Here is a 21,629-nt window from a genome sequence, read left to right as displayed (position 1 = left end):
GAGATACATTGGCGTGACTGGAGTTCAGACGTGTGCTCTTCCGATCTCGATCGCGGTCACGCCCATGGCGATGCTGTGCACCCGAATCCCCAGCTGTTCCGCCAGCCCCGCGGCCCCGACCGGCTCCACCGTGCCGCTGGTGTCGCGCCCGTCCGACAGCAGCACGACGATCCGCGAGGTCGCCGGACTGTCGCGCAGCCGCTTCAGCGCGAGGCCGAGGCCGTCGCTGATCGCGGTCGAGCGGCCGGAGATGCCGATCGTCGCCTCCTCGATCGCGCGGGCGACCGCCTCGGTATCATAGGTCATCGGCGTCGCGAAATAGGCGTCCTCGCCGAAGATGACGAGGCCGAGCCGGTCGCCTTCGCGGTTCCGGGCAAAGCGCGCCGCCACCCGCTTCACCGCGTCGAGCCGCTGGGCCGGCGCGCCGTCGAGCTCGAAATCCTCGATCGACATGCTGCCGGAGAGGTCGAGTACCAGCACGATGTCGCGACCCGAGGCGGGCAGGGCGGCGGTGGTCGCCAGTCGCTGCGGTCCGGCGAGCGCCAGCACCAGCGCGATCCAGAGCAGCGCCGGCAAAATGCGCCGCGCCTCGCCGCTCAGCCGCGACGGCGCGCCTCTCGCAAGCCGCGCGGCGACGGTCGGCGGCACGATCAGCGCGTCGGTCGCCGCCGGCGCGGGCGACAGCAGCCGCCGCGTGACGATCGGCAGGGGCAGCAGCAGCAGCGCCGCCGGGGCCGCGAGCGACCACATCAGGCCGCCCTCCGGCTCGGCGCGGCCCGGATCGCCGCGTCGAGCGCCGCGTCCGTTTCCGCGAGGTCGATCCCCGACTCGGGCAGGTACAGAGCCGCCTTCAGCCGTCCGCGTATCTCCGCCGCGCATCGCAGCCGGCCGGCGATCCGCGCCTGGGCGAGCAGCCGCTCGGCCGGGGCGAGCCCGCGCGACGCGGCGAGTTCAGCGAGCATCGCCGCGCCGGGCGCCGCGCGACGGGCGAGAAACAGGCGGAGCAGGCCATAGACCGCGAGCGCGGCGAGAAGGCCGAGCCCGAAGGCCAGCGCGCCGTCGGCCAACGCCTCGGCCTCGGTCGGAACCGGCCAGCGCACCGGGCGCAGCAGTTGGGCGAGGTCAGCGGCCGGGTCCACCAGATGGCCCACCATCGAACCGGTCCCACGCCCGCGCCGCCGCGGCCGGTCCCGCGGCCACGTCGATCGGAATCACCGCGATACCCAGCCGATCGAGGAGCGTCATCCGTTCGTCGGGCATTGGCGGTCCATCGACCCGCGCCCAGCGGGGCGCGCCGCCATCCTCGGCATAGGCGTAGCCGCCCGAGGGCGGCGCGGTCTCGAACGCATCCCGCACCAGGGCCACCCGCAGCCGCCCATAGCGCGCCAACGCCCCGGCGAGCCGTGCGAAATCCGGTCCCGGCGCGTCGAGCGCGCTGGCGAGCAACAGCGTCGCCCCGACCGGGGCCAGCCGCGCCGCTTCCTCCAGCGCGGCGTCGAGCGCGGGATCCGTCCCACCCCGGAGTGCGTCCGTGTGCGCCGCCGCGAGGCCGCCGGCGACGGCCGCCATGCCCGAGATCCGGGCGCGGGGCGCTACATAGCGCGTCTCGCCGCCGCCGAAGGCATAGAGCCCGACCCGCCCGCCGGCCTCGACCGCGCGCCAGCCGCCAAGCGCGAGCGCCTCGGCCGCCGCGACCGACCGCGTGGCACGCCGGGTGCCCCAGAGCATCGGTCGGCGGAAATCGGCGATCAGGATCAGCGTCGCGCCGCGCTCCTCGCGAAAGCGGCGCACATGCGGCACGCCGGTCCGGGCGCTGACATTGCGGTCGAGATGGCGCACGTCGTCGCCCTCGACGAAGACCCGCACATCGACCGTCTCCAGTCCCGCCCCCTTGCGCCGGCCAGGAAAGCCCGCCGGCCGCTGGTCCGGGTGCCAGGCGCCGCCGAACGGCGGGCGCAGGTGGCGGCGCAAGCCGAGCAAGCCTTCCGCCGTCACGCGCAGCGGATCGTCAAGGATCTCGGCCGGCGCGTTCATAGCGGCCGCACGATGTCGAGAAGCCGCGCCACGAGGTCGCGGGCGGTGACGCCGTCCGCCGCCGCGCGCCAGGTCGGAACCAGCCGATGCGCGAGAACGTCCGGCGCCAGCGCCGCCACGTCCTCGGGCACCGCGTAGGCCCGGCCGTCGAGATAGGCCCGCGCCCGCGCCGTGGCCGCCAGCGCCAGCGTCCCGCGTGGCGAGACCGGATGCGCGATCGCCTCGCGCACCTCCGGCGCGACAGTCGCGTCGCGCGTCGCGGTGACCAGCCGGACGATATAGTCCTTCAGCGCCGGCGCGAGATGCACCGCGCGCACCCGCGCGCGCGCCGCGAGCAGCGCCGCCGCCGCCAGCCGCGCCGGCGGCGGCCCCGCCGGCGCCCGCTCCTCGGTCTCGACCAGCTCGAGGATTAGCCGCTCGTCCCCGGCGTCGGGATAGGTGAGCAGCACATGCATCAGGAACCGGTCGAGCTGCGCCTCGGGCAGCGGGAAGGTACCTTCGTGCTCGATCGAATTCTGCGTCGCGATCACCATGAACGGGTCCGGCAGGGCGCGCGTCGCACCGCCGACCGTGACCTGATGCTCGGCCATCGCCTCGAGCAGCGCCGATTGCACCTTGGGCGGTGCGCGGTTGATCTCGTCGACCAGCACAAGCGAGTGGAACACCGGACCCGCGACGAATTCAAAGGCGCCGCGGTCGGGTTTCAGCACCAGCGTTCCGGTGAGGTCGGCCGGCATCAGGTCGGGCGTGCACTGGACGCGGGCGAAACTCACGTCGAGCCCCTCGGCCACCAGCTTGACCGCGCGTGTCTTGGCCAGCCCCGGCGGCCCTTCCAGCAGCAGATGGCCACCGGTCAGCAAGCCGATCATCAGCCGCTCGACCAGCGCGCCGCGACCGACGAGCCCGGCGCGCAGCCCGGCGAGCAGCGCGACGAGCGCGGGCGCCTCCGCCGATGCGCCAGGCTCCGACGGGCCGAATTCCGTGGCCATTTCCCCCATCCGCGTTCTCCGCCGCGCCTTTCCAGACCACCGAGTATCGCGGAACGGCGGGGCGAAGAACAGCCGCGCGGCCTCCGCCTTTTGTCGTAGAGCAGGGCCTGACTTGCCCCTCTCGGCCCCGCCGCCTAGACTCCCTCGGCGGAGGGACCGATGCTTCAGCTTTTCATGGCGCGATGCGCGCCCTGATCCAGCGCGCGGCGCGTGCCAGCGTCACGGTGGAGGGCGAACGGATCGCCGAGATCGGCGTCGGCCTCGTCGTCTTCGTCTGCGCCATGCGGGGCGACGCCGACGCGGACTGCGACTGGCTCGCCCGCAAGACCGCGGCGCTCCGCGTCTTTCGCGACGAGGCCGGCCGCATGAACCGGGCGCTGGGCGATGTCGGCGGCGCGGCGCTGGTGGTCAGCCAGTTCACCCTCGCCGCCGAGACCCGCGGCAACCGCCCCGGCTTCTCCAGCGCCGCGCCGCCCGAGGAGGGGCATCGGCTCTACGAGCTCTTCGCCGCGCGGCTCGGGACGCTGGGCGTACCGGTGGCGACCGGTCGCTTCGGCGCGGACATGGCCGTCGCCCTCGTCAACGATGGCCCGGTGACAATCTGGCTCGACAGCGCCGCCCGCTGACGAACCCGGGGGGACATTGGCGTTGACCCCGGACCCGGGTTCGGGGGATAGCCAAGGAGCCCCCGCCGCGCGCTGACCGCGCCTTCTGTCCCACGCGAGCCCATGGTCGAGCAGAATCTTCTTCTGATCCTTCCGCTGCTGCCGTTTCTCGGCTGCCTCGCCGCCGCCGGCGCGCCGTCGCAGATCCGCGACGGCGAAGCCTGGCTCGCCGGGCTCGTCGCCGTCGCCGGCCTACTGATCCTCGCCGCGCTGTTCCCGGCGGTGGCCGCGGGCCGGGTCATCCACGCCAGCGTGTCCTGGGCGCCGAGCATCGGGCTCGACCTGACGTTCCGCATCGACGGCCTCGCCTGGGTGTTCCTCGCGCTCATCATGGCGATCGCGCTGCTGGTCGTGATCTATGCCCGCTACTACATGTCGCCGAAGGATCCGGCGGCGCGGTTCTATGCCTGTTTCCTCGCCTTTCTCGGCTCGATGAGCGGCATCGTCGTCTCCGGCAACCTGATGCTGCTCTTCGTGTTCTGGGAACTGACCAGCGTCACCTCGTTCCTGCTGATCGCCTACTGGCACCACCTGCCGGTGGCGCGCGACTCCGCGCGCATGGCGCTGATCGTCACTGGCAGTGGCGGGCTCTGCCTGCTGGCCGGCCTCCTGCTCATCGGCCATATGGCGGGAAGTTACGATCTCGATGTCGTCCTCGCCTCGGCGGACGTGATCCGGAACCATGCGCTCTATCCGCCGGCGCTGATCCTCGTGCTGCTCGGCGCCTTCACCAAGTCGGCGCAGGTGCCGTTCCATTTCTGGCTGCCGAGTGCCATGACCGCGCCGACTCCGGTCTCGGCCTTCCTGCATTCGGCGACCATGGTGAAGGCGGGCGTGTTCCTCTTGATCCGCGTCTCGCCGGCGATGGCCGGTACCGACCTCTGGTTCCTGATCGTCGGCTGGGTCGGGATCGCCACCCTGCTGCTCGGCGCGACCTTCGCGCTGTTCCAGCACGATCTGAAGGGGCTGCTCGCCTATTCGACGATCAGCCATCTCGGGCTCATCACCACGCTGATCGGCATTGCGACGCCGCTCGCCATCGTCGCGGCGATCTTCCACATCCTGAACCACGCCATCTTCAAGGCCTCGCTCTTCATGGCGGCGGGCATCATCGAGCATGAGACCGGCACCCGCGACATGCGCCGGCTCGGCGGTCTGCGCCGCGCCATGCCGATCACCACGCGGCTCGCCATCGTCGCCTCGGCCGCGATGGCGGGCGTGCCGCTGCTGAACGGTTTTCTCTCCAAGGAGATGTTCTTCGCCGCCACGGTCGAGAGGAACTACGCCCACGCGCTCGACTCCGCGATGCCATGGATCGCCTTCGCGGCGAGTGCGATCGGCGTCGCCTATTCGCTGCGTTTCATCGTCAGCGTCTTCTTCGGACCGGTCGCCACCGACCTGCCGCGCACGCCGCACGAACCGCCGCGCTGGATGCGCTTTCCCGTCGAGATCCTCGTCGTCGTCTGCCTGATCGTCGGTATCCTGCCGGCCTATACCGTCGGCCCGTTCCTCCAGATGGCCGCCCACTCGGTGCTGGGCACGGCGACGCCGGAATACAGCCTCGCACTCTGGCACGGGATCAACGCGCCGCTGGTGATGAGCGTTCTGGCCCTCGCCGCGGGCTCGGTCGGCTTCTTCTTGCTGCGCCGGGCGATCGCCGCCGGCAAGGAAGGCCCGCCGCTGCTGCGCGGCATCCAGGGCCGGCGGATCTTCGACCGCGTCCTCGTGACCGTCTCCTGGCGCTGGGCGCGCACCGCCTTTCGCCATCTTGGCACCGAACGGTTGCAACCACAGCTGCGCCTGCTGGTCCTTCTGGCCTTCGCGGTCGGCCTTGCCACCCTCGCCGGGACGCGCTGGCCGGCGCCGGAGGCGGGGGGCGCCCCGTTCGATCCGGTCTTTGCCATCCTCTGGCTGCTCGGCGGCGCCTGCGCGATCACCGCCGCCTGGCAGGCGAAGTACCATCGCTTCGCCGCGCTGCTCATGGTCGGCGGCGCCGGCCTCGTCACCTGCGTCAGCTTCGCCTGGCTCTCGGCACCCGATCTCGCGGTGACCCAGCTGGTGGTCGAGGTCGTCACCACCGTCCTGCTGCTGCTCGGACTGCGATGGCTGCCGAAGCGGCTCGAGGAAATTCCGGGCGATCTCGCCGTCACCGCGCGGTTGCGCCGCGCCCGTGATCTCGTGCTCGCCATCGCCTGCGGCGCCGGGCTGGCCGCCATTTCCTATGCGATCATGAGCCAGTCGATCGACCCGCGGATCGCCACCTATTTCCTTGAGAACGCCTATGTCGAGGGCGGTGGAACCAACGTGGTCAATGTGATCCTCGTCGATTTCCGTGCCTTCGACACGTTCGGCGAGATCACCGTCCTCGCCATTGTCGCGCTGACGGTCTTCGCCCTGTTGCGGCGGTTTCGCCCCGCGGCCGAGGCGGACGAACCGCCCGAGCAGCAATTGCTGCAGAACAAGTTCGACGAGGCGTCCGAGGGGCGGGATCGCGGTGATACGCTGCGCGACTATCTCCACGTGCCGTCGGTGATCATGCAGTGGATGTTCGCGCCGATCATCCTCTTGTCGCTGCATCTCTTCTTCCGCGGTCACGACCTGCCGGGCGGCGGCTTCGCCGGCGGGGTGGTGCTCGCCATCGCCTTCCTGCTGCAATATCTCGCCACCGACGTGGTCACTGTCGAGGATCGGCTGCGCATCCTGCCGGTGCGCTGGATCGGTTTCGGGCTGATGGTCGCGGCGCTGACCGGCGCCGGATCCTGGCTCTTCGGCTATCCGTTCCTGACCGCGCATGCCCAGTATGTCGAGCTGCCCTATATCGGCAAGGTGCCGGCGGCGACCGCGCTGATCTTCGACGCGGGCATCTATTCGCTCGTCGTCGGCGCCACGGTGCTGGTGCTGCTGGCCCTCGCGCACCAGTCGCTGCGCGCCGCGCGCAAGAAGGCGCAGGATCCGCCGGAAACCCCGGCCGCGGGCGCGGAAGCCGGCGGCGGCGTCGGGGGGACGGGCTGATGGCCATCGTCCTGTCGCTCGCCATCGGTGTGCTCGTCGCCTGCGGCGTCTGGCTGATCCTGCGGCCGCGCACCTTCCAGGTGATCATCGGGCTCGCGCTGCTGTCCTATGGCGTCAATCTCTTCATCTTCTCGATGGCCCGGCCGCGGGTCGGGGCGGCGCCGATCCTGTCGCCCGGACTTCCCGCCTCGGCCTATGGCGACCCGGTGCCGCAGGCGCTGGTGCTGACCGCCATCGTCATCAGCTTCGCCACCACCGCGCTCTTTCTCGTCGTGCTGATCGCGGCGCGCGGCCTCACCGGCACCGACCATGTCGATGGCAAGGAAAGCGATCAGTGAAGCCCGAGCATCTCCTTGTCGCGCCGATTCTGATCCCGCTGTTCGCCGGGGCGCTGATGCTGTTCTACAAGAGCGGACAGCACCGGACCAAGCGCATCATCAGCCTCGTTTCCAGCCTCGCGCTGCTCATCGTCGCGGTCCAGCTCGTCGGCGTCGCCAACGACCCGCCGGGTCAGGCGGGCGTCGCGACCTACCTCCTCGGCAACTGGGCGCCGCCCTTCGCCATCGTGCTGGTGGTTGACCGGCTGTCAGCGCTGATGCTGCTCCTGACCGCCGTCCTCGCCCTGCCGGCGCTGGTCTTCGCCTCGGCGCGCTGGGACGGGCGGGGCCAGCATTTCCACAGCCAGTTCCAGTTCCTGCTGATGGGGATGAATGGCGCTTTTCTGACCGGCGACCTCTTCAACCTCTTCGTGTTCTTCGAGGTGATGCTCGCCGCCTCCTACGGCCTGATGCTGCACGGCTCGGGCACGCTGCGGGTGCGCGCGGCGCTGCACTACATCGCGGTGAATCTCACCGCCTCGCTCTGCTTCCTGATCGGCGTGGCCATTCTCTATGGCGTCACCGGCACGCTCAACATGGCCGACCTCGCGGTGCGGGTGGCGGAGCTCGACGCGGCGCGGAGGCCGTTGCTGCTCGCCGGCGCCTCGATCCTCGGCGTGGCGTTTCTCGTCAAGGCGGCGATGTGGCCGGTCTGCTTCTGGTTGCCGGTCACCTACGTGGCGGCCGCGCCCCCCGTCGCCGCGATTTTCGCCGGGATGAGCAAGGTTGGCTTCTATGTCATCCTGCGGCTCAGCATGCTCGTCTTCCCCGCCGGCGTCGGTCCCGCCGGCGGTTTCGGCGCGCACCTGCTCGTCGCGGGCGGCTTCGCCACGCTCGCTTTCGGCATGATCGGCGTGCTGGCGAGCCAGGGCCTCGGCCGTGTCGCCGGCTGCTTCGTCATCGTCTCGTCGGGCACGCTGCTGCTCGTCACGGGGATGATCGGGCTCGGCGGACCGGGCGGGCTGCTGGCCGGCGGGCTCTATTACATGATCAGTTCCACGCTCGCGATCAGCGCCCTCTATCTCATCATCGAGATCGTCGAGCGTGACCAGAGCGAGTTCGCGAGCATTCTCGCGGTGACCGCCGAGGCCTATGGTTTCATGGACGAGGGGCCGGAGGACGCGGATCAGGAGATCGGCATCGCGCTTCCGGTCAGCGTCACCATCCTTGCCCTCGCTTTCGGAGCCTGCGCGCTGCTGCTCGCCGGGTTGCCGCCGCTCTCGGGCTTCGTCGGCAAGCTCGCCATGCTGTCCGCGGCGTTCAATCCCTCGGGCATGGCGGCGGGCGGGCGCATGCCGCCGCTGGCGCTCGCCTTCAGCGTCATGGTGATACTCTCGGGCCTCGCGGCGATGATCGCGCTGACCCGCGTCGGCATCCAGACCTTCTGGGCCGCCGACGAGCAGGAGCGGCCACCGGTGGCCCTTGTCGAGATCCTGCCGGTGCTCGCGCTGCTGCTCGTCGCGCTCGGCGTCACCGCGCGGGCCGAGCCGGTGCTGCGCTACATGGATGCGACGGTCGCCGATCTGCGCGACCCCGGCGTCTATATCGCCGGGGTGCGCGATGCACCGCGGGTGATACGCGGCGAGGAGGGCGCGCCATGAGCCGCGTCGTGCCGCATCCGCTGATGGCGCTCGCGCTCATCATCATGTGGCTGACGCTGACGCGCTTCTCGCTCGGCAACCTGATCCTCGGCAGCGCCATTTCCTTCGTCGCGGTCAGCGCGCTCGCGGCCGTGCGGCCGGAGGGCGGGCGGCCGCGCCGCTGGCTGTCCGGGGTCCGGCTGCTCCTGCGCGTGCTCCACGATGTCGCCTTGTCGAATATCGCAGTGGCGCGGCTGATCCTGCGCGGGGATCGTGCGCCGGTCCGTCGCGCGGGTTTCGTCGAGATCCCGCTCGACCTGCGCGACAGCGCCGGGCTCGCGATCCTCGCGATCGTGATGACGAGCACGCCGGGCACGGCCTGGATCGATTTCGACTATGGCCGGCGGGTCCTGCTGCTGCATGTCTTCGATCTGAAGGATCCCGCCGAATGGACCGGCATCGTCAAGAACCGCTATGAATCCCTGCTGATCGAGATTTTCGAATGAGCGCCACCCTCCTCCTCGTCGCGACCGGCGTCGCACTCCTCTTTCTCGCGCTCGCCATGATGTGCGCGGTCTGGCGGATGATCATCGGCCCGCGCGCGCAGGACCGGGTGCTCGCGCTCGACGCGCTTTACCTCGACGGGATGCTGCTGCTCGTCACGCTCGGGCTGCGCACCGGCACCGTCTTCTTCTTCGAGGCGGCGCTGGTGATTTCGATGCTCGGCTTCGTCGCGACCGTGGCGCTGGCCAAGTTCCTGATGCGCGGCGAGGTGATCGAATGAACCCGGTCGCCGACCTGCCGCTCTGGGCGGCGATCCTGGTCGCCTTTCTCGTCGTGCTCGGCGCGGGACTGACTCTGATCGGCTCGATCGGGCTCGTCCGGCTCGGCACCTTCTTCGAGCGGATCCATGCCCCGACGCTCGGCACCTCCTGGGGCACCGGCGCCATTGTCTCGGCTTCCGTCATCGCCTTCACCGTGGCCGAAGGGCGCCCGGTGCTGCACGAGCTCTTCATTGGTCTCTTCGTCACCATCACGACGCCTGTCACACTGATGCTGCTCGCCCGCGCCGCGGCCTATCGCGACGGCGCGGCCTCGCTTGGTCGCCGCGCCGCGGGACAGGGAGAACCGCCCGCCGAGGGCGATCCCGAGGCGCGCCCGCCCGGGTGATCGGACGCCGGGTGATCAGACGGCGGTGTCGGAACCGGGCAGGTTGCCGATGATGAGCCCGCGGCCCGCGGCGAGACCGCCGACGCGGTCGAGCTCGAAACGTTCGGCGTCGCGGCGGCGGGTCTCGGCCATGGTCTCCGCGATCTCCTCCTCCTTCAGGTCGAGGCGGTGCAGCGCCTCCTCGCCCGTGTCGAAGGCGGAACCGAGCGTTTCCCGGATCTGCCAGCTCGCCCCCGCCTCGACGAGCGCGATCGCGTGTTCGCGATCGAAGGAGCGCATGAGAAGCGGGGTGAGCGGGAATTCCGTCCGGACGATCTCGGCGATCTTCACCGCGGCTTCCCGGTCGTCGGCGGCGCAGATGATGATCTGCGCCGTGTCGGCGCCCGCCGCGCGCAAGATGTCGAGCCGGGCGCCGTCGCCGTAATAGACCTTGAAGCCGAATTGTTCGGCGGCGCGGATCATTTCGGTGTCGTTCTCGATGATCGAGATGGAGAAGCCGCGGGCGAGCAGCGGTTGGCTGACGATCTGGCCGAAGCGCCCGAAGCCGATCAGCAGCACCGAGCCGCTGAGCCCATCGGCGATCTCCACGCCGTCCATCGAGGGCGCGGCCGCCGGCGTCAGCCGGTCGCGCAGGATGACGAGGAGCGGGGTCAGGGCCATCGAGACGATGATGATCGCGGTCAGGATCGCATTCTCCTCGGCGTCGAGGATGCCGAACGCGGTGGCCGCGGCATAGAGGACGAAGGCGAACTCTCCGCCCTGGGCCATCAGCACCGCCCGCTCGAAGGCCTCGCGGCCGGAGGCGCGGAACAGCCGGGCGACCGTGTAGATCCCGCCCATCTTCAGGATGACGAAGGCGATCACCGAGACGCCGATCAGTCCGGCGTTGGCCACGATCACGCGGAGGTCGAGCGCCATGCCGACGCCGAGAAAGAACAGCCCGAGGAGGATGCCGCGAAACGGCTCCACATCCGCCTCGAGCTGATGGCGGAAGGTCGATTCCGACAACAGCACCCCGGCGAGGAAGGCGCCCATTGCCATCGAAAGGCCGGCGAGCTGCATCGCATAGGCCGCCCCCAGCACGACGAAAAGCGCGGCGGCGGTCATCACCTCGCGCGCGCCGGACCGGGCGAGCAGGCGGAACAGCGGGTCGAGCAGATAGCGCCCGGCGAGGATCAATCCGCCGATCGCCGCGAGCCCGATGACGACCGAGACGAGCCGCGCGGAGAGCGTCGTCTCCTCGCCTCCGGGCGCGAGGAAGGCGACGAGCGCCAGCAGCGGCACGATGGCGAGGTCTTCCAGCAGGAGGATGGCGACGATGCGCCGCCCGAGCGGCTGGTTCATCTGGCGCCGCTCCTCCAGCATCTGCATCACGATCGCGGTGGAGGTGAGCACGAAGCCGGTGCCCGAGATCAGCGACGCCGCGACCGGATAGCCGAGGCTGAGCCCGACGGTCCAGAGCAGCAGCATGCAGACCCCGACCTGCGCCAGTCCGAGGCCGAAGATGTCGCCCCGCATCGCCCAGAGTCGCGAGGGCTGCATCTCCAGCCCGATGACGAACAGGAACATGACGACGCCGAGCTCGGCCACATGGAGGATCGTTCGCGGATCCTGAAAGAACCCGAGTCCGAACGGACCGATGACGAGCCCGGCGGCGAGATAGCCGAGCACCGAGCCGAGGCCGATCCGCTTGAAGAGCGGCACGGCGACCACGGCGGCGGCGAGCAGCACGATGATCGGCAGGATATCGAATCCGTGATTGGCGACGGCTTCGGCGGCGTGACCGGCCGCGGTCGGATCGGCCATCGGTCAGGTCCCCGCGACGGGTATGCCCGCGACGGGTAGGCTCATCTGTCGGTGCAAGGCTTCGGTTCCTTTCCTGTGGCAGGCCCGCCCGAATTCGGCGGGGCGAGCCTTTGCGCGCACCCTGGGATATTCGCGGCGGGGCCGTCGGGCGGTGTGGACCGGGCACCGACGCGGCGCGCGGCTACCCTCGGCGCCAAGAGGCGCGTCGTGCAAATCGCGGCAGGCCCGATCCCGCGCGACCCGGAGTTCCCGCCGCGCCGTCTATTGCATGAACCAGCCGTGCGAGACGACGAGCGACTGGCCGGTGAAGGCGTTGGTCGTCGCGGCGGCGAAGAACAGCACCGCGTCGGCGACATCGTCGGTGGTGGTGAACTGGCCGTCGACGGTTTCCTTCAGCATCACGGTCTTGACCACATCCTCCTCGGAGATCCCCAGGGCCTGCGCCTGCTCGGGGATCTGCTTCTCGACCAGCGGCGTCAGAACGAAGCCGGGGCAGACGACGTTGGCGGTGACGTTGTGCTCGGCGCCTTCCTTGGCCAGCACCTTGGCGAGGCCGATCAGGCCGTGCTTCGCCGCGACATAGGGCGCTTTGAGTTTGGAGGCTTCCTTGGAATGAACCGAGCCGGTGTAGATCACCCTGCCGTAGTTCGCGGCGTACATGTGCTTCAGGCAGGCGCGGGTGGTGAGGAAGGCGCCGTCGAGATGGATCGACAACAGCTTTTTCCAGTCGGCATACGGGAAATCGACGAAGGGATGGACGATCTGGATACCGGCGTTGGAGACGAGGATATCGACCTTGCCGTATTTCGCCACCACGTCGGCGACGCCCTGTTCGACCGCGGCCTCGTCGGTGACGTTCATCGCGACGGCGAAGGCGTCGCCGCCATGCGCGGCCTTGATCTCCTCGACGGTCGCCTGGGCGGCGGCGAGATTGAGGTCTGCGATCACCGCGATCGCGCCTTCCGCGGCGAACCGCAGGGCGATCTCCTTGCCGATGCCGCTGGCGGCGCCGGTGATGATCGCGACTTTTCCATCGAAACGGGCCATTTGGCTCAGTCCTTTCAGGCGTCTGGTTGAAATATCAGGCGAGATAGTCGTACACGACCTCGCCGAGGCCAAGCGTCAGATCCGCGACATAGTGGCTCGCGCCGACCACCTCGCGCACCGGCAGCCGGGCGACGTCGCACATGGCATGCTCGAACAGCTGGATCGCCGCCGGACCGGTCCAGGCGCCTTTCAGGGTCACGTCCTCCATATAGTAGCGGACGAGTTCGCAGATGCGCGGCGTGCAATCGACATGCGGGATGATCTTGATCATGAAGGCGGGCTTGGCCATCGCCTTGCGCAGCGGATCGAGCGGCAGTTCGCGGTGCTTGTACCCCATGGTGGCGGAGACCGTCAGCACGGAACCATAGTGCAGCGTGCCGACGAGGGTTTCCTGTTCATGTGACAGTTTTGGCCGCGCGAGTTTCTTCGGGAACCCCCAGATCTCGCGGCCGCCGGCAATCGGGGAATTGTCGTCGAGATACATCGCATGGACATAGCCGCCCTCCTGCGCCTCGCCGGTCGGCGTGGTGAAGCGGACGGGGATCACCTGGCCGGTCTCGGTATAGTCGCCGAAGCCGGTGGAGTCGGGCATGCGGATGAATTCGTAGGCGACGGTGTCGCCGACCACCTCCAGCGGTTCGGGCACCACCTCGCGCAGGGCGTCGGGGTCGGTGCGATAGGTGATGACCACGAATTCGCGGTTGTAGAACTTGTAGGGTGGCTTCGGATAGGCCGGATCGTTCAGCGGCATGGCGAAGGCGCGGGCGCGGACGTCGTCGATCTTCATGTCGGGGTGGGCTCGCTCTCGGGTTCGGTCAGGTCGAAGGTGGCGACTCCGTCCGGGGAGATCGGGCGCCGCAGGACTTGCGGATGGGCGAGGGTTCGCGTCGCATCGCCGTGGCCGGCCGCCCAATGCGCCTCCATTGTCGCGCGCGAGAATTCGTAGTCCTTGAACGAGCCCTCGTAGCTTTTGGCGCGATAGATCAGGTGCACGATATTGAAGACCTTGTCGTCCGCCGCCTCGACCAGGGCCGAAAAGGCGGGATCGGCGAGGACGGCGCGGTCGGGCAGCAGATCCAGCAGGCGGCGGACCGCGTGGCGGGCGCGCTGGGTCGCGCGGAACTGGTCGGTGCTGGCGCGGGTGCGGCTGGAGAAGCGGATGTCCTTCTCGCGGAGGTCGAGGCCGAAGACATCGAGCGGCAGATCGCCGCGCGCGCTCCAGAGATCCACCTGGAAGGCGAGCGTGTCCTTGCGCGTGTTCGAATCGAGCACCCATTGAAGCGGCGTGTTGGAGACGAGCCCGCCGTCCCAATAGGCCTCGCCCTCGATTTCGACCGCGGCGAAGGCCGGCGGCAGCGCGCCGCTCGCCATGATATGCTCCGGCGCGATCCGCCGCTCGCTCGAATCGAACCATTCGAGATTGCCGGAGCGCACATTGACCGCGCCGACGCTGAACCAGGTTTCGCCGTTGTTGAGCCGGTCGAAATCGACCAGCTCCTCCAGCGTGTCGCGCAACGGGCTGGTGTCATAGAGGCTTTCGGCCGCCGCCGTGCCGCGCGGCGCGAGGAACGGCGGCACGGCGCGGGGCCGGAAAAAGCCCGGCGCGCCGCCGGCGGCGGTGACCATGGCGTGCGACTGGTTCAGGAACTCGTGCGGCTTGTCGCCATAGAGTTCGAGCAGGCCGAGAAAGCTCGAGACGAAGGGAAAGCCGAAGGGCGGGGCGGTGATCCGCTCCCAGAAGCTCCGCAGCGCCGCGACGCGCCGCTCGGGCGGATTGCCGGCGATCAGCGCCGCGTTGATCGCACCAATCGAGACACCGGCGACGGTATCGGGAAGGACGTCGTGTTCGGCCAATGCCTGATATACGCCGCCCTGATAGGCGCCGAGCGCCCCACCACCCTGCAGCAGCAGGGCGATCCGCTCGAACGGCGGTCGCGCCGCCTGCCCAGCGTCTTTCCGCTTCGCCGCCGCGGCCCGCGCCATCCGGTTTCTCCCGATTCCCAGAACCGTCCGATTGCATCTAGCGCGTTCTCGGAGCCATGTGCATCCGAATGTTCGGCGCGGCGAGATCGCCGCGCCGCGCGTCCTTACTTGGTGGCGAGGCGCTGCTCCACCGGCGCGGCGGTCTGGGCTTCGACCACGGCGATGGCGGCGAGGTTCAACAGCCCGCGCACCGTCACCGACTGCGGGGCGATGTGCACCGGCCGCGCCGCGCCGAGCAGGATCGGCCCGACCGGGATCGCGCCGCCGAGCACCTTCAGCAGGTTGAGCGAGATATGCGCCGCGTCGGCGTTCGGCATGACGAAGAGATTCGCCGCGCCGGTCAGGGTGGCATGCTCGTAGGCCCGGCGCCGCAGGCCCATGTCGAGCGCCGCGTCGGCATGCATCTCGCCATCGACCTCGAAATCCGGGGCGCGAGCGCGCAGGATCTCCATCGCCTCGCGCATCTTGCGGGACGAGGCGCTGGGGCGGTCGCCGAAATTCGCGTGACTGACCAGCGCCGCGCGCGGCTGCACGCCCATCCGGCGCATGGTTCCGGCGGCGAGCTCGGTGAGGTCGGCGACCTCTTCCGCCGTTGGGTCAAGGTTCACGTAAGCGTCGGCGACGAAGAATGTACCCTTCGGCAGGACCAGCGCGGACAGCGTCGCCAGCGCGCGCACGCCGGGACGGCGGCCGATGATGCCCTCGACCCGGGTGAGGTGATGGCCGAACCGCCCGTTGGCGCCGCAGATCGCCGCGTCCGCCTCGCCGCGCTCCAGCATCAGGCAGGCGAGCACGGTCGGATCGTTGCGCACCCCGCGCAGCGCCTCGCGCGGATTGACCCCGAAACGGCCGGCGCGGTCGTGCAGCAAGGCGGCGTAGCCGGCGGTATCGACTTTGGCGGGATCGACGATCCGCACGTCGCCAAGCGTCAGCCGCAGTTCCTGCGCGCGCGCCGTGATCTTGTCGGCATCGCCGATCAGGATCGGCTGGGCGATCTTCATGCTCGCCACCTGCGACGCGGCGTGCAGCACACGCTCGGTCTCGCCCTCGGCGAAGACCACGCGTTTCGGCGCGCGGGCGGCCTGGTCGAAGACCGGCTTCATCAGGAGGCCCGAGCGGAAGACGAAGCCCTGCAACTGGTCGCGATAGGCATCCATGTCGAGGATCGGCCGGCTGGCGACGCCACTGTCCATCGCCGCCTGGGCAACGATGGACGCGACCTCCGGCATCAGCCGCGGGTCGAAGGGTTTGGGGATGATGTAGTCGGGTCCGAAACGCATGTTCTCCGCGCCATAGGCGGCGAGCACGACGTCCGAGGCCGGGGCTCGGGCCATCTTGGCGATCGCCTCGGCGCAGGCCCGCTTCATCGCCTCGTTGATCTCGGTCGCGCCACAATCGAGCGCGCCGCGGAAGATGAAGGGGAAGCAGAGGACGTTGTTGACCTGGTTGGGATAGTCCGAGCGCCCGGTGGCGACGATCGCGTCGTCGCGGACGGCATGGACCAGCTCCGGGCGGATCTCGGGGTCCGGGTTCGCCATGGCGAAGATGATCGGCTTCGGCGCCATGGTCATCACCATGTCCTGCGTCACCGAATCCTTGGCCGAGAGGCCGAGGAAGATGTCGGCGCCGTTCATCGCGTCGGCCAGCGTGCGCTTGGTGGTCTTGACCGCGTAGGCGCCCTTGTACTGGTCGAGGTCGGCGCGGTCGGTATGGATCACGCCCTTGCGGTCGCAGACGAGGATATTGTCCTTGTTCGCCCCGAAGCTGACCAGCAGGTTGAGGCAGGCGATGGCGGCGGCGCCGGCGCCGTTGCAGGCGATGGTCGCCGTGCCGATCTGGCGGCCGGTGATTTCCAGCGCGTTGAGGATGCCGGCGGCGGTGACGATGGCCGTTCCGTGCTGATCGTCGTGAAACACCGGGATCTTCATCCGCGCCTTCAGCTGCTTCTCGATCTCGAAGCAGGCGGGGGCGGATATGTCCTCGAGATTGATGCCGCCGAAGGTCGGCTCCAGCCGGGCGATCGCCTCGACGAAGGGTTCGACGGCGGTCTCGTCCACCTCGATGTCCATCACGTCGATGCCGGAGAATTTCTTGAAGAGCGCGGCCTTGCCCTCCATCACCGGCTTCGAGGCGAGCGCGCCGATATTGCCGAGCCCGAGCACCGCCGTACCGTTCGAGATGACGGCGACGAGGTTGGCGCGGCCGGTGTAGAGCGCCGCCGTGGCCGGATCCGCGGCGATTTCCTCGCAGGCATAGGCGACGCCCGGACTGTAGGCCAGTGCGAGATCGCGCTGGGTGGCCATCGGCTTCGTCGGCAGAATCTGAAGCTTTCCGCACGGCTCGGCGGCGTGATAGGCGAGCGCTTCGCGCTTCAGTTCATCTGTCATGGTGGTCCCCCCGTCGCATGTGTTGGGCGCGCCGCGATGCAGGCGGCGCGCGGTCGGGTCAGTGCTTCTTCTTCGGCGGGATCAGGTCGGTGATCGTGCCTTCGAACATCTCGGCGGCGAAGTTGATCGTCTCCGAGAGCGTCGGGTGCGGGTGGATGGTCAGGCCGATGTCGGTCGCGTCCGCCCCCATCTCGATCGCGAGGGCGACCTCGGCGATCAGGTCGCCGGCGTTCGGGCCGACGATGCCGGCGCCGAGCACGCGGTCGGTTTCGGGATCGAAGATGACCTTGGTCAGCCCCTCGTCACGGCCGAGTGACAGCGACCGGCCCGAGGCGGCCCAGGGGAAGACGCCCTTGCCGATCTTGATGCCCTTCGCCTTGGCTTCGGTCTCGGTCAGGCCAACGAAGGCGACCTCGGGGTCGGTGTAGGCGACGCCGGGGATCACCATCGCGTCGAAGACGCGGTTCATGCCGGCGCAGACCTCGGCCGCCACCTTGCCCTCGTGCACCGCCTTGTGGGCGAGCATCGGCTGGCCGACCACGTCGCCGATGGCGTAGATGCCGGGGACGTTGGTCTTCTGCTGCTTGTCGACCGGGATGAAGCCGCGCTCGTCCACCGTGACGCCGGCCTTTTCCGCGGCGATGAGCTTGCCGTTCGGCTTGCGGCCGACGGCGACCAGCACCTTGTCGTAGATGTCGGAAAAGGCGCCATTCGGGCCTTCCATCGACACTTCGAGGCCGGTGGCGAGCGCCTTGACCGACGCGACCTTGGTCTTGAGGTGAATCGCCTCGAACCGCTTCTCCATGCGCTTCTGCAGCGGCTTCACCACGTCGGCGTCGGCGCCGGGGATCAGCTGGTCCATGAACTCGACGACGGTGATCTTCGTGCCGAGCTGGTCGTAGACCGTGGCCATCTCCATGCCGATGATGCCGCCGCCGATGACCAGCATCCGCTTCGGCACGTCGGCCAGCGCCAGCGCGCCGGTCGAGTCGATCACCCTCGGGTCGTCATGCGGGATGAAGGGCAGCGTCACCGGCTCCGACCCCGCCGCGATGATGCAGTTGTCGAAGGTGACGGTCTTGGCGCCGTCCGGGCCATCGACCCTGATCGCATTCGGGCCGGCGAAGGTTCCGACGCCCTTGACCACCGTCACCTTGCGGCCCTTGGCCAGTCCGGTGAGGCCGCCGGTGAGCTTGCCGATGATGCTTTCCTTCCAGCCGCGCAGGGCGTCGATATCGACCTCCGGCGCGGCGAACTTCACCCCGAAATGGCCCATCTCCTCGGATTCGGAGATGACCTTCGCGGCATGGAGCAGCGCCTTCGACGGAATGCAGCCGACATTCAGGCAGACACCGCCGAGCGTCTGGTCGCGTTCGATCAGCACCACCTTCTTGCCGAGGTCGGCGGCGCGGAAGGCCGCGGTGTAGCCGCCCGGGCCGGAGCCCAGCACCACCACCTCGCCATGCACGTCGCCGCCGGCGACGGCCGCTTTCGGAGCGGGGGCCGGGGCGGGGGCCGCCGCCGCGCCCGCGTCCTCGAGGGTGAGGATCACGGTGCCTTCGGCCACGCGGTCGCCGACGGCGACCTTGACGGCCGCCACCTTGCCGGCCCGCGGGGCGGGCACCTCCATCGTCGCCTTGTCGGACTCCAGCTCGAGCAGCGGATCGTCCTTGGCGACGGTATCGCCCGGCTTCACGAAGACGGTGATGACGGGCACGTCCTTGAAGTCCCCGATATCGGGGACCTTGACTTCGATCTCGGCCATGTCTCGCCTCCCGGTTAGAGCAGCAGGTTGCGCGGGTCGCGAAGCAGGGTCACGAGCTTCTGCAGGAAGCGCGCGGCCAGGGCTCCGTCGATTGCCCGGTGGTCGTAGCTGAGCGACAGGGGCAGCATGTTGCGCGGCACGAAGTCGGTCCCGTCCCAGACCGGCGCCATCTTCGAGCGGCTGACGCCGAGGATCGCCACCTCGGGCGCGTTGACGATCGGCGTGAAGCTGGTGCCGCCGATGCCGCCGAGCGACGAGATGGTGAAGGTCGCGCCCTGCATGTCGGGACCCTTGAGCTCGCCCTTGCGCGCCTTGGACGACAACGAACCGATGTCCTTCGACAGCTCGATGATGCCCTTCGAGTCGGCGTTCTTCACCACCGGCACGACGAGGCCGTTCGGCGTGTCGGCCGCGAAGCCGATGTTGTAGAAGGATTTCTTGATCAGCTTGTCGCCGTCCGGGTGGATCGAGGAATTGACCTCCCAATGTTCCTTCAGCGCCGAGACGCAGGCCTTGATCAGGAAGGTCAGCATCGTGACGCGATAGCCGTCGTCCTTGGCCCTGGTGTCGAGTTCCTTGCGGTACTTGTCGAGGTCGGTGATGTCCGCTTCGTCATTGTTGGTGACATGCGGGACATTGAGCCAGGACCGGTGCAGCGCGGGCCCGGACAGCTTCTTGATCCGCGGCATCTCGATGGTCTCGATGGTGCCGAACTTCGAGAAATCCACGGCCGGGATCGGCGGGATACCCATGCCGCCCGACGGGGCGGCGGAGGCGGCCGCGGGCGCCGCCGTCTTCTTGAACGAGCCGGTGATATCCTCGCGCAGGATGCGGCCCTTGCGGCCCGAGCCTGTCACCTTGCCGAGATCGACGCCCAACTCGCGCGCGAACTTCCGCACCGAGGGCGAGGCGTGCGGCTGACCACCGGTGGTGGCGGACGCCACGTCGGCGGCCGTGGGCTTGCGGTCCGACGAGGCGCCGGCCGAAGCCGCCGCCACGGGCGCCACGGCCTCCGGCGCCGCGGCGGCGACGCCGGCGGATTCGAGTACGAGGATCACCGAGCCTTCGGAAACCTTGTCGCCTTCCTTGATCCTGATCGCCGTCACCTTGCCGGCGGCGGGGGCGGGCACTTCCATCGTGGCCTTGTCGGATTCAAGTTCGACCAAAGGGTCGTCCTTGGCGATCGTGTCACCGACCTTCACCATCACGCTGACGACCGGCACGTCCTTGAAGTCGCCGATGTCCGGCACCTTGACGTCGATCGTTCCGCCACCGGCGGCGGGAGCGGGGGCCGCGGGGGTCGAAGGCGCGGCGGCGGTCGCCTGCGCGCTTTCGAGCAGCAGGATCAGCACGCCCTCGGAGACCTTGTCGCCTTCCTTCACCTTCACTTCCTTGACGGTGCCGCCCTCGGGGGCCGGCACCTCCATCGTCGCCTTGTCGGATTCGAGCTCAAGCAGAGGATCGTCCTTCGAGACGGTGTCGCCGGGCTTGACCATCACGCTGATCACCGGGACGTCCTTGAAGTCGCCGATATCGGGGACCTTCACTTCGATGTTCGCCATGTGCGTTCCCTCACTTCCCGGTGCTATGCGATACGCGGATTGATTTTCGCGGGGTCGATCGCGTATTTCGCATACGCTGCCTCGACCTCCGCCGCGGTTACCTTGCCCTCCTTGTAGAGCGCATAGACCGCCGTCGCCGCGATATGGTTGCCGTCGACCTCGAAATGGCGCCGCAGCGCCACCCGGCTGTCCGACCGGCCGAAGCCGTCGGTCCCGAGCACATGGTAGGGCTGGGGCACGAAGGCGCGGATCTGCTCGGCGTAGTTCTTCATGTAGTCCGTGACGGCGATGACCGGGCCGGTCGCCTTGGACAGCGTCTCGGTGACATAGGGCACCTTCGGCGCGCTCGTCGGATACATCCGGTTCGACCGCTCGACATCCTGCGCCTCGCGGGCGAGTTCGTTCATGCTGGTCGCGACCCAGAGGTCGGCGGTGATGCCGAAATCCGCCTTCAGCATCTCGGCAGCCTGCATCGCCTGCTGGAAGATCGTTCCAGAAGATACGAGATTCACATGCTTTTCAGACGGCGACTCGGTCTTGGAGAACGCATAGAGCCCCTTGACGATACCCTCCTCCGCGCCTTCCGGCATGGCGGGGTGGTGGTAGTTCTCGTTGCAGACGGTCAGGTAGTAGTAGATGTCCTCCTGTTCGACGAACATCCGGCGCAGTCCGTCATGGACGATCACCGCCACCTCGTAGCCGAAGCTCGGGTCGTAGGTGACGCAGTTCGGGATCGTGCCGGCCAGGATGTGGCTGTGCCCGTCCTCATGCTGCAACCCTTCGCCGTTGAGCGTGGTCCGCCCGGCGGTGCCGCCGAGCATGAAGCCGCGCGCCCGGCTGTCGCCGGCGGCCCAGGCGAGATCGCCGATCCGCTGGAAGCCGAACATCGAATAATAGATGTAGAATGGGATCATCGGTACGCCATGCACCGAATAGCTGGTCGCCGCGGCGATCCAGTCGGCCATGGCGCCAGCCTCGTTGATGCCCTCCTGCAGCACCTGGCCGTCCTTGCTCTCCTTGTAGTAGCTGAGCTGGTCGGCGTCCTGCGGCGTGTAGAGCTGGCCCTTCGGATTGTAGATGCCGATCTGGCGGAACAGGCCCTCCATGCCGAAGGTGCGGCTCTCGTCCGGCACGATCGGCACCACGAACTTGCCGATGTTCTTGTCGCGCAGCAGCGAATTCAGCGCCCGCACAAAGGCCATGGTCGTGGAGATCTGCCGGTCGCCGGTATCCTTCAGCAGCGCGTCGAACA

Annotated in this window: 17 protein-coding genes and 1 pseudogene; 7 read left to right on the top strand and 11 right to left on the bottom strand. The window is 68.9% G+C overall.

All coding sequences use genetic code 11. The annotated features are described in order from the left end of the window. Positions 1-749: 749 nt before the first annotated feature. Genes Q0480_RS01770 through Q0480_RS01760 form a run of 3 tightly spaced genes read right to left on the bottom strand, consistent with a single transcriptional unit; the run spans position 750 to position 3,023 of the window. A complete protein-coding gene (locus Q0480_RS01770) occupies positions 750-1,139 on the bottom strand; it encodes a hypothetical protein (protein ID WP_299130030.1) in 390 nt (129 codons plus the stop codon). Further along, on the bottom strand, positions 1,123-2,034 hold the full coding sequence (locus Q0480_RS01765) for a DUF58 domain-containing protein (protein ID WP_299130029.1): 912 nt from the start codon (positions 2,032-2,034) through the stop codon (positions 1,123-1,125). The genes Q0480_RS01770 and Q0480_RS01765 overlap by 17 nt, the downstream gene beginning before the upstream one ends. Further along, on the bottom strand, positions 2,031-3,023 hold the full coding sequence (locus Q0480_RS01760) for a MoxR family ATPase (protein WP_299130028.1): 993 nt from the start codon (positions 3,021-3,023) through the stop codon (positions 2,031-2,033). The genes Q0480_RS01765 and Q0480_RS01760 overlap by 4 nt, the downstream gene beginning before the upstream one ends. 182 nt (positions 3,024-3,205) lie before the next feature. Between Q0480_RS01760 and dtd the strand changes: the two genes are divergently transcribed. The 7 genes from dtd to mnhG all read left to right on the top strand — a co-directional run bounded on the left by dtd (position 3,206) and on the right by mnhG (position 9,827). Then, on the top strand, positions 3,206-3,649 hold the full coding sequence (gene dtd / locus Q0480_RS01755) for a D-aminoacyl-tRNA deacylase (RefSeq protein WP_299130027.1): 444 nt from the start codon (positions 3,206-3,208) through the stop codon (positions 3,647-3,649). Positions 3,650-3,751: 102 nt separating this feature from the next. Further along, the gene (locus tag Q0480_RS01750) at positions 3,752-6,700 is read left to right on the top strand and encodes a monovalent cation/H+ antiporter subunit A (RefSeq protein ID WP_299130026.1); all 2,949 of its coding nucleotides are present in this window, start codon (positions 3,752-3,754) and stop codon (positions 6,698-6,700) included. Next, a complete protein-coding gene (locus tag Q0480_RS01745) occupies positions 6,700-7,038 on the top strand; it encodes a Na+/H+ antiporter subunit C (RefSeq protein WP_299130024.1) in 339 nt (112 codons plus the stop codon). The genes Q0480_RS01750 and Q0480_RS01745 overlap by 1 nt, the downstream gene beginning before the upstream one ends. Further along, a complete protein-coding gene (locus Q0480_RS01740) occupies positions 7,035-8,678 on the top strand; it encodes a monovalent cation/H+ antiporter subunit D (protein ID WP_299130022.1) in 1,644 nt (547 codons plus the stop codon). The genes Q0480_RS01745 and Q0480_RS01740 overlap by 4 nt, the downstream gene beginning before the upstream one ends. Beyond that, entirely contained in the window at positions 8,675-9,163 is a 489-nt protein-coding gene (locus Q0480_RS01735; protein WP_299130020.1) for a Na+/H+ antiporter subunit E, read from the top strand. The genes Q0480_RS01740 and Q0480_RS01735 overlap by 4 nt, the downstream gene beginning before the upstream one ends. Further along, positions 9,160-9,441 carry a K+/H+ antiporter subunit F gene (locus tag Q0480_RS01730; protein WP_299130018.1) on the top strand — a complete coding sequence of 94 codons (282 nt, stop codon included), beginning with the start codon at positions 9,160-9,162 and terminating at the stop codon, positions 9,439-9,441. The genes Q0480_RS01735 and Q0480_RS01730 overlap by 4 nt, the downstream gene beginning before the upstream one ends. Then, positions 9,438-9,827: a monovalent cation/H(+) antiporter subunit G gene (gene mnhG / locus Q0480_RS01725; RefSeq protein ID WP_299130017.1), complete on the top strand. Its 390-nt coding sequence runs from the start codon at positions 9,438-9,440 to the stop codon at positions 9,825-9,827. The genes Q0480_RS01730 and mnhG overlap by 4 nt, the downstream gene beginning before the upstream one ends. A 15-nt stretch (positions 9,828-9,842) precedes the next feature. Here the strand turns inward: mnhG and Q0480_RS01720 are convergent, their stop codons facing one another. The 8 genes and pseudogenes from Q0480_RS01720 to aceE all read right to left on the bottom strand — a co-directional run. Further along, on the bottom strand, positions 9,843-11,633 hold the full coding sequence (locus Q0480_RS01720) for a monovalent cation:proton antiporter-2 (CPA2) family protein (RefSeq protein ID WP_299130014.1): 1,791 nt from the start codon (positions 11,631-11,633) through the stop codon (positions 9,843-9,845). 261 nt (positions 11,634-11,894) lie between these two features. Continuing rightward, positions 11,895-12,680 carry a 3-hydroxybutyrate dehydrogenase gene (locus tag Q0480_RS01715; RefSeq protein ID WP_299130013.1) on the bottom strand — a complete coding sequence of 262 codons (786 nt, stop codon included), beginning with the start codon at positions 12,678-12,680 and terminating at the stop codon, positions 11,895-11,897. A 34-nt stretch (positions 12,681-12,714) separates the two neighbouring features. Continuing rightward, on the bottom strand, positions 12,715-13,467 hold the full coding sequence (locus Q0480_RS01710) for an acetoacetate decarboxylase (protein WP_299130011.1): 753 nt from the start codon (positions 13,465-13,467) through the stop codon (positions 12,715-12,717). Beyond that, positions 13,464-14,663, bottom strand: coding sequence for a patatin-like phospholipase family protein (locus Q0480_RS01705; protein WP_299130010.1), 1,200 nt, complete (start codon positions 14,661-14,663; stop codon positions 13,464-13,466). The genes Q0480_RS01710 and Q0480_RS01705 overlap by 4 nt, the downstream gene beginning before the upstream one ends. A 104-nt stretch (positions 14,664-14,767) precedes the next feature. Continuing rightward, positions 14,768-17,050: an NADP-dependent malic enzyme gene (locus Q0480_RS01700; protein WP_299130009.1), complete on the bottom strand. Its 2,283-nt coding sequence runs from the start codon at positions 17,048-17,050 to the stop codon at positions 14,768-14,770. Positions 17,051-17,108: 58 nt separating this feature from the next. Beyond that, positions 17,109-18,815, bottom strand: a complete 1,707-nt coding sequence (gene lpdA / locus Q0480_RS01695) for a dihydrolipoyl dehydrogenase (RefSeq protein WP_299130007.1) — start codon at positions 18,813-18,815, stop codon at positions 17,109-17,111. A gap of 14 nt (positions 18,816-18,829) precedes the next feature. Continuing rightward, positions 18,830-20,377: a dihydrolipoyllysine-residue acetyltransferase gene (gene aceF, locus Q0480_RS01690; RefSeq protein WP_299130006.1), complete on the bottom strand. Its 1,548-nt coding sequence runs from the start codon at positions 20,375-20,377 to the stop codon at positions 18,830-18,832. Between the two features lie 23 nt (positions 20,378-20,400). Further along, positions 20,401-21,629: pseudogene (aceE, locus tag Q0480_RS01685) on the bottom strand (pyruvate dehydrogenase (acetyl-transferring), homodimeric type); the annotation flags it as partial.

It is taken from the genome of uncultured Amaricoccus sp., from assembly GCF_937891315.1.
Lineage (GTDB): Bacteria > Pseudomonadota > Alphaproteobacteria > Rhodobacterales > Rhodobacteraceae > Amaricoccus.
Note: the sequence above shows the minus strand (reverse complement) of the source record. Positions and strands in the feature narration are given on the sequence as shown.

Excerpts from the sequence above, each read along its gene's own strand:
- aceF (WP_299130006.1), bottom strand. The coding sequence starts at position 20,377 with ATGGCGAACATCGAAGTGAAGGTCCCCGATATCGGCGACTTCAAGGAC.
- mnhG (WP_299130017.1), top strand. The coding sequence starts at position 9,438 with ATGAACCCGGTCGCCGACCTGCCGCTCTGGGCGGCGATCCTGGTCGCC.
- lpdA (WP_299130007.1), bottom strand. The coding sequence starts at position 18,815 with ATGGCCGAGATCGAAGTCAAGGTCCCCGATATCGGGGACTTCAAGGAC.
- Q0480_RS01710 (WP_299130011.1), bottom strand. The coding sequence starts at position 13,467 with ATGAAGATCGACGACGTCCGCGCCCGCGCCTTCGCCATGCCGCTGAAC.
- Q0480_RS01750 (WP_299130026.1), top strand. The coding sequence starts at position 3,752 with ATGGTCGAGCAGAATCTTCTTCTGATCCTTCCGCTGCTGCCGTTTCTC.
- Q0480_RS01735 (WP_299130020.1), top strand. The coding sequence starts at position 8,675 with ATGAGCCGCGTCGTGCCGCATCCGCTGATGGCGCTCGCGCTCATCATC.
- Q0480_RS01760 (WP_299130028.1), bottom strand. The coding sequence starts at position 3,023 with ATGGCCACGGAATTCGGCCCGTCGGAGCCTGGCGCATCGGCGGAGGCG.
- Q0480_RS01715 (WP_299130013.1), bottom strand. The coding sequence starts at position 12,680 with ATGGCCCGTTTCGATGGAAAAGTCGCGATCATCACCGGCGCCGCCAGC.
- Q0480_RS01700 (WP_299130009.1), bottom strand. The coding sequence starts at position 17,050 with ATGACAGATGAACTGAAGCGCGAAGCGCTCGCCTATCACGCCGCCGAG.
- Q0480_RS01745 (WP_299130024.1), top strand. The coding sequence starts at position 6,700 with ATGGCCATCGTCCTGTCGCTCGCCATCGGTGTGCTCGTCGCCTGCGGC.
- Q0480_RS01705 (WP_299130010.1), bottom strand. The coding sequence starts at position 14,663 with ATGGCGCGGGCCGCGGCGGCGAAGCGGAAAGACGCTGGGCAGGCGGCG.
- Q0480_RS01730 (WP_299130018.1), top strand. The coding sequence starts at position 9,160 with ATGAGCGCCACCCTCCTCCTCGTCGCGACCGGCGTCGCACTCCTCTTT.
- dtd (WP_299130027.1), top strand. The coding sequence starts at position 3,206 with ATGCGCGCCCTGATCCAGCGCGCGGCGCGTGCCAGCGTCACGGTGGAG.
- Q0480_RS01720 (WP_299130014.1), bottom strand. The coding sequence starts at position 11,633 with ATGGCCGATCCGACCGCGGCCGGTCACGCCGCCGAAGCCGTCGCCAAT.
- Q0480_RS01765 (WP_299130029.1), bottom strand. The coding sequence starts at position 2,034 with ATGAACGCGCCGGCCGAGATCCTTGACGATCCGCTGCGCGTGACGGCG.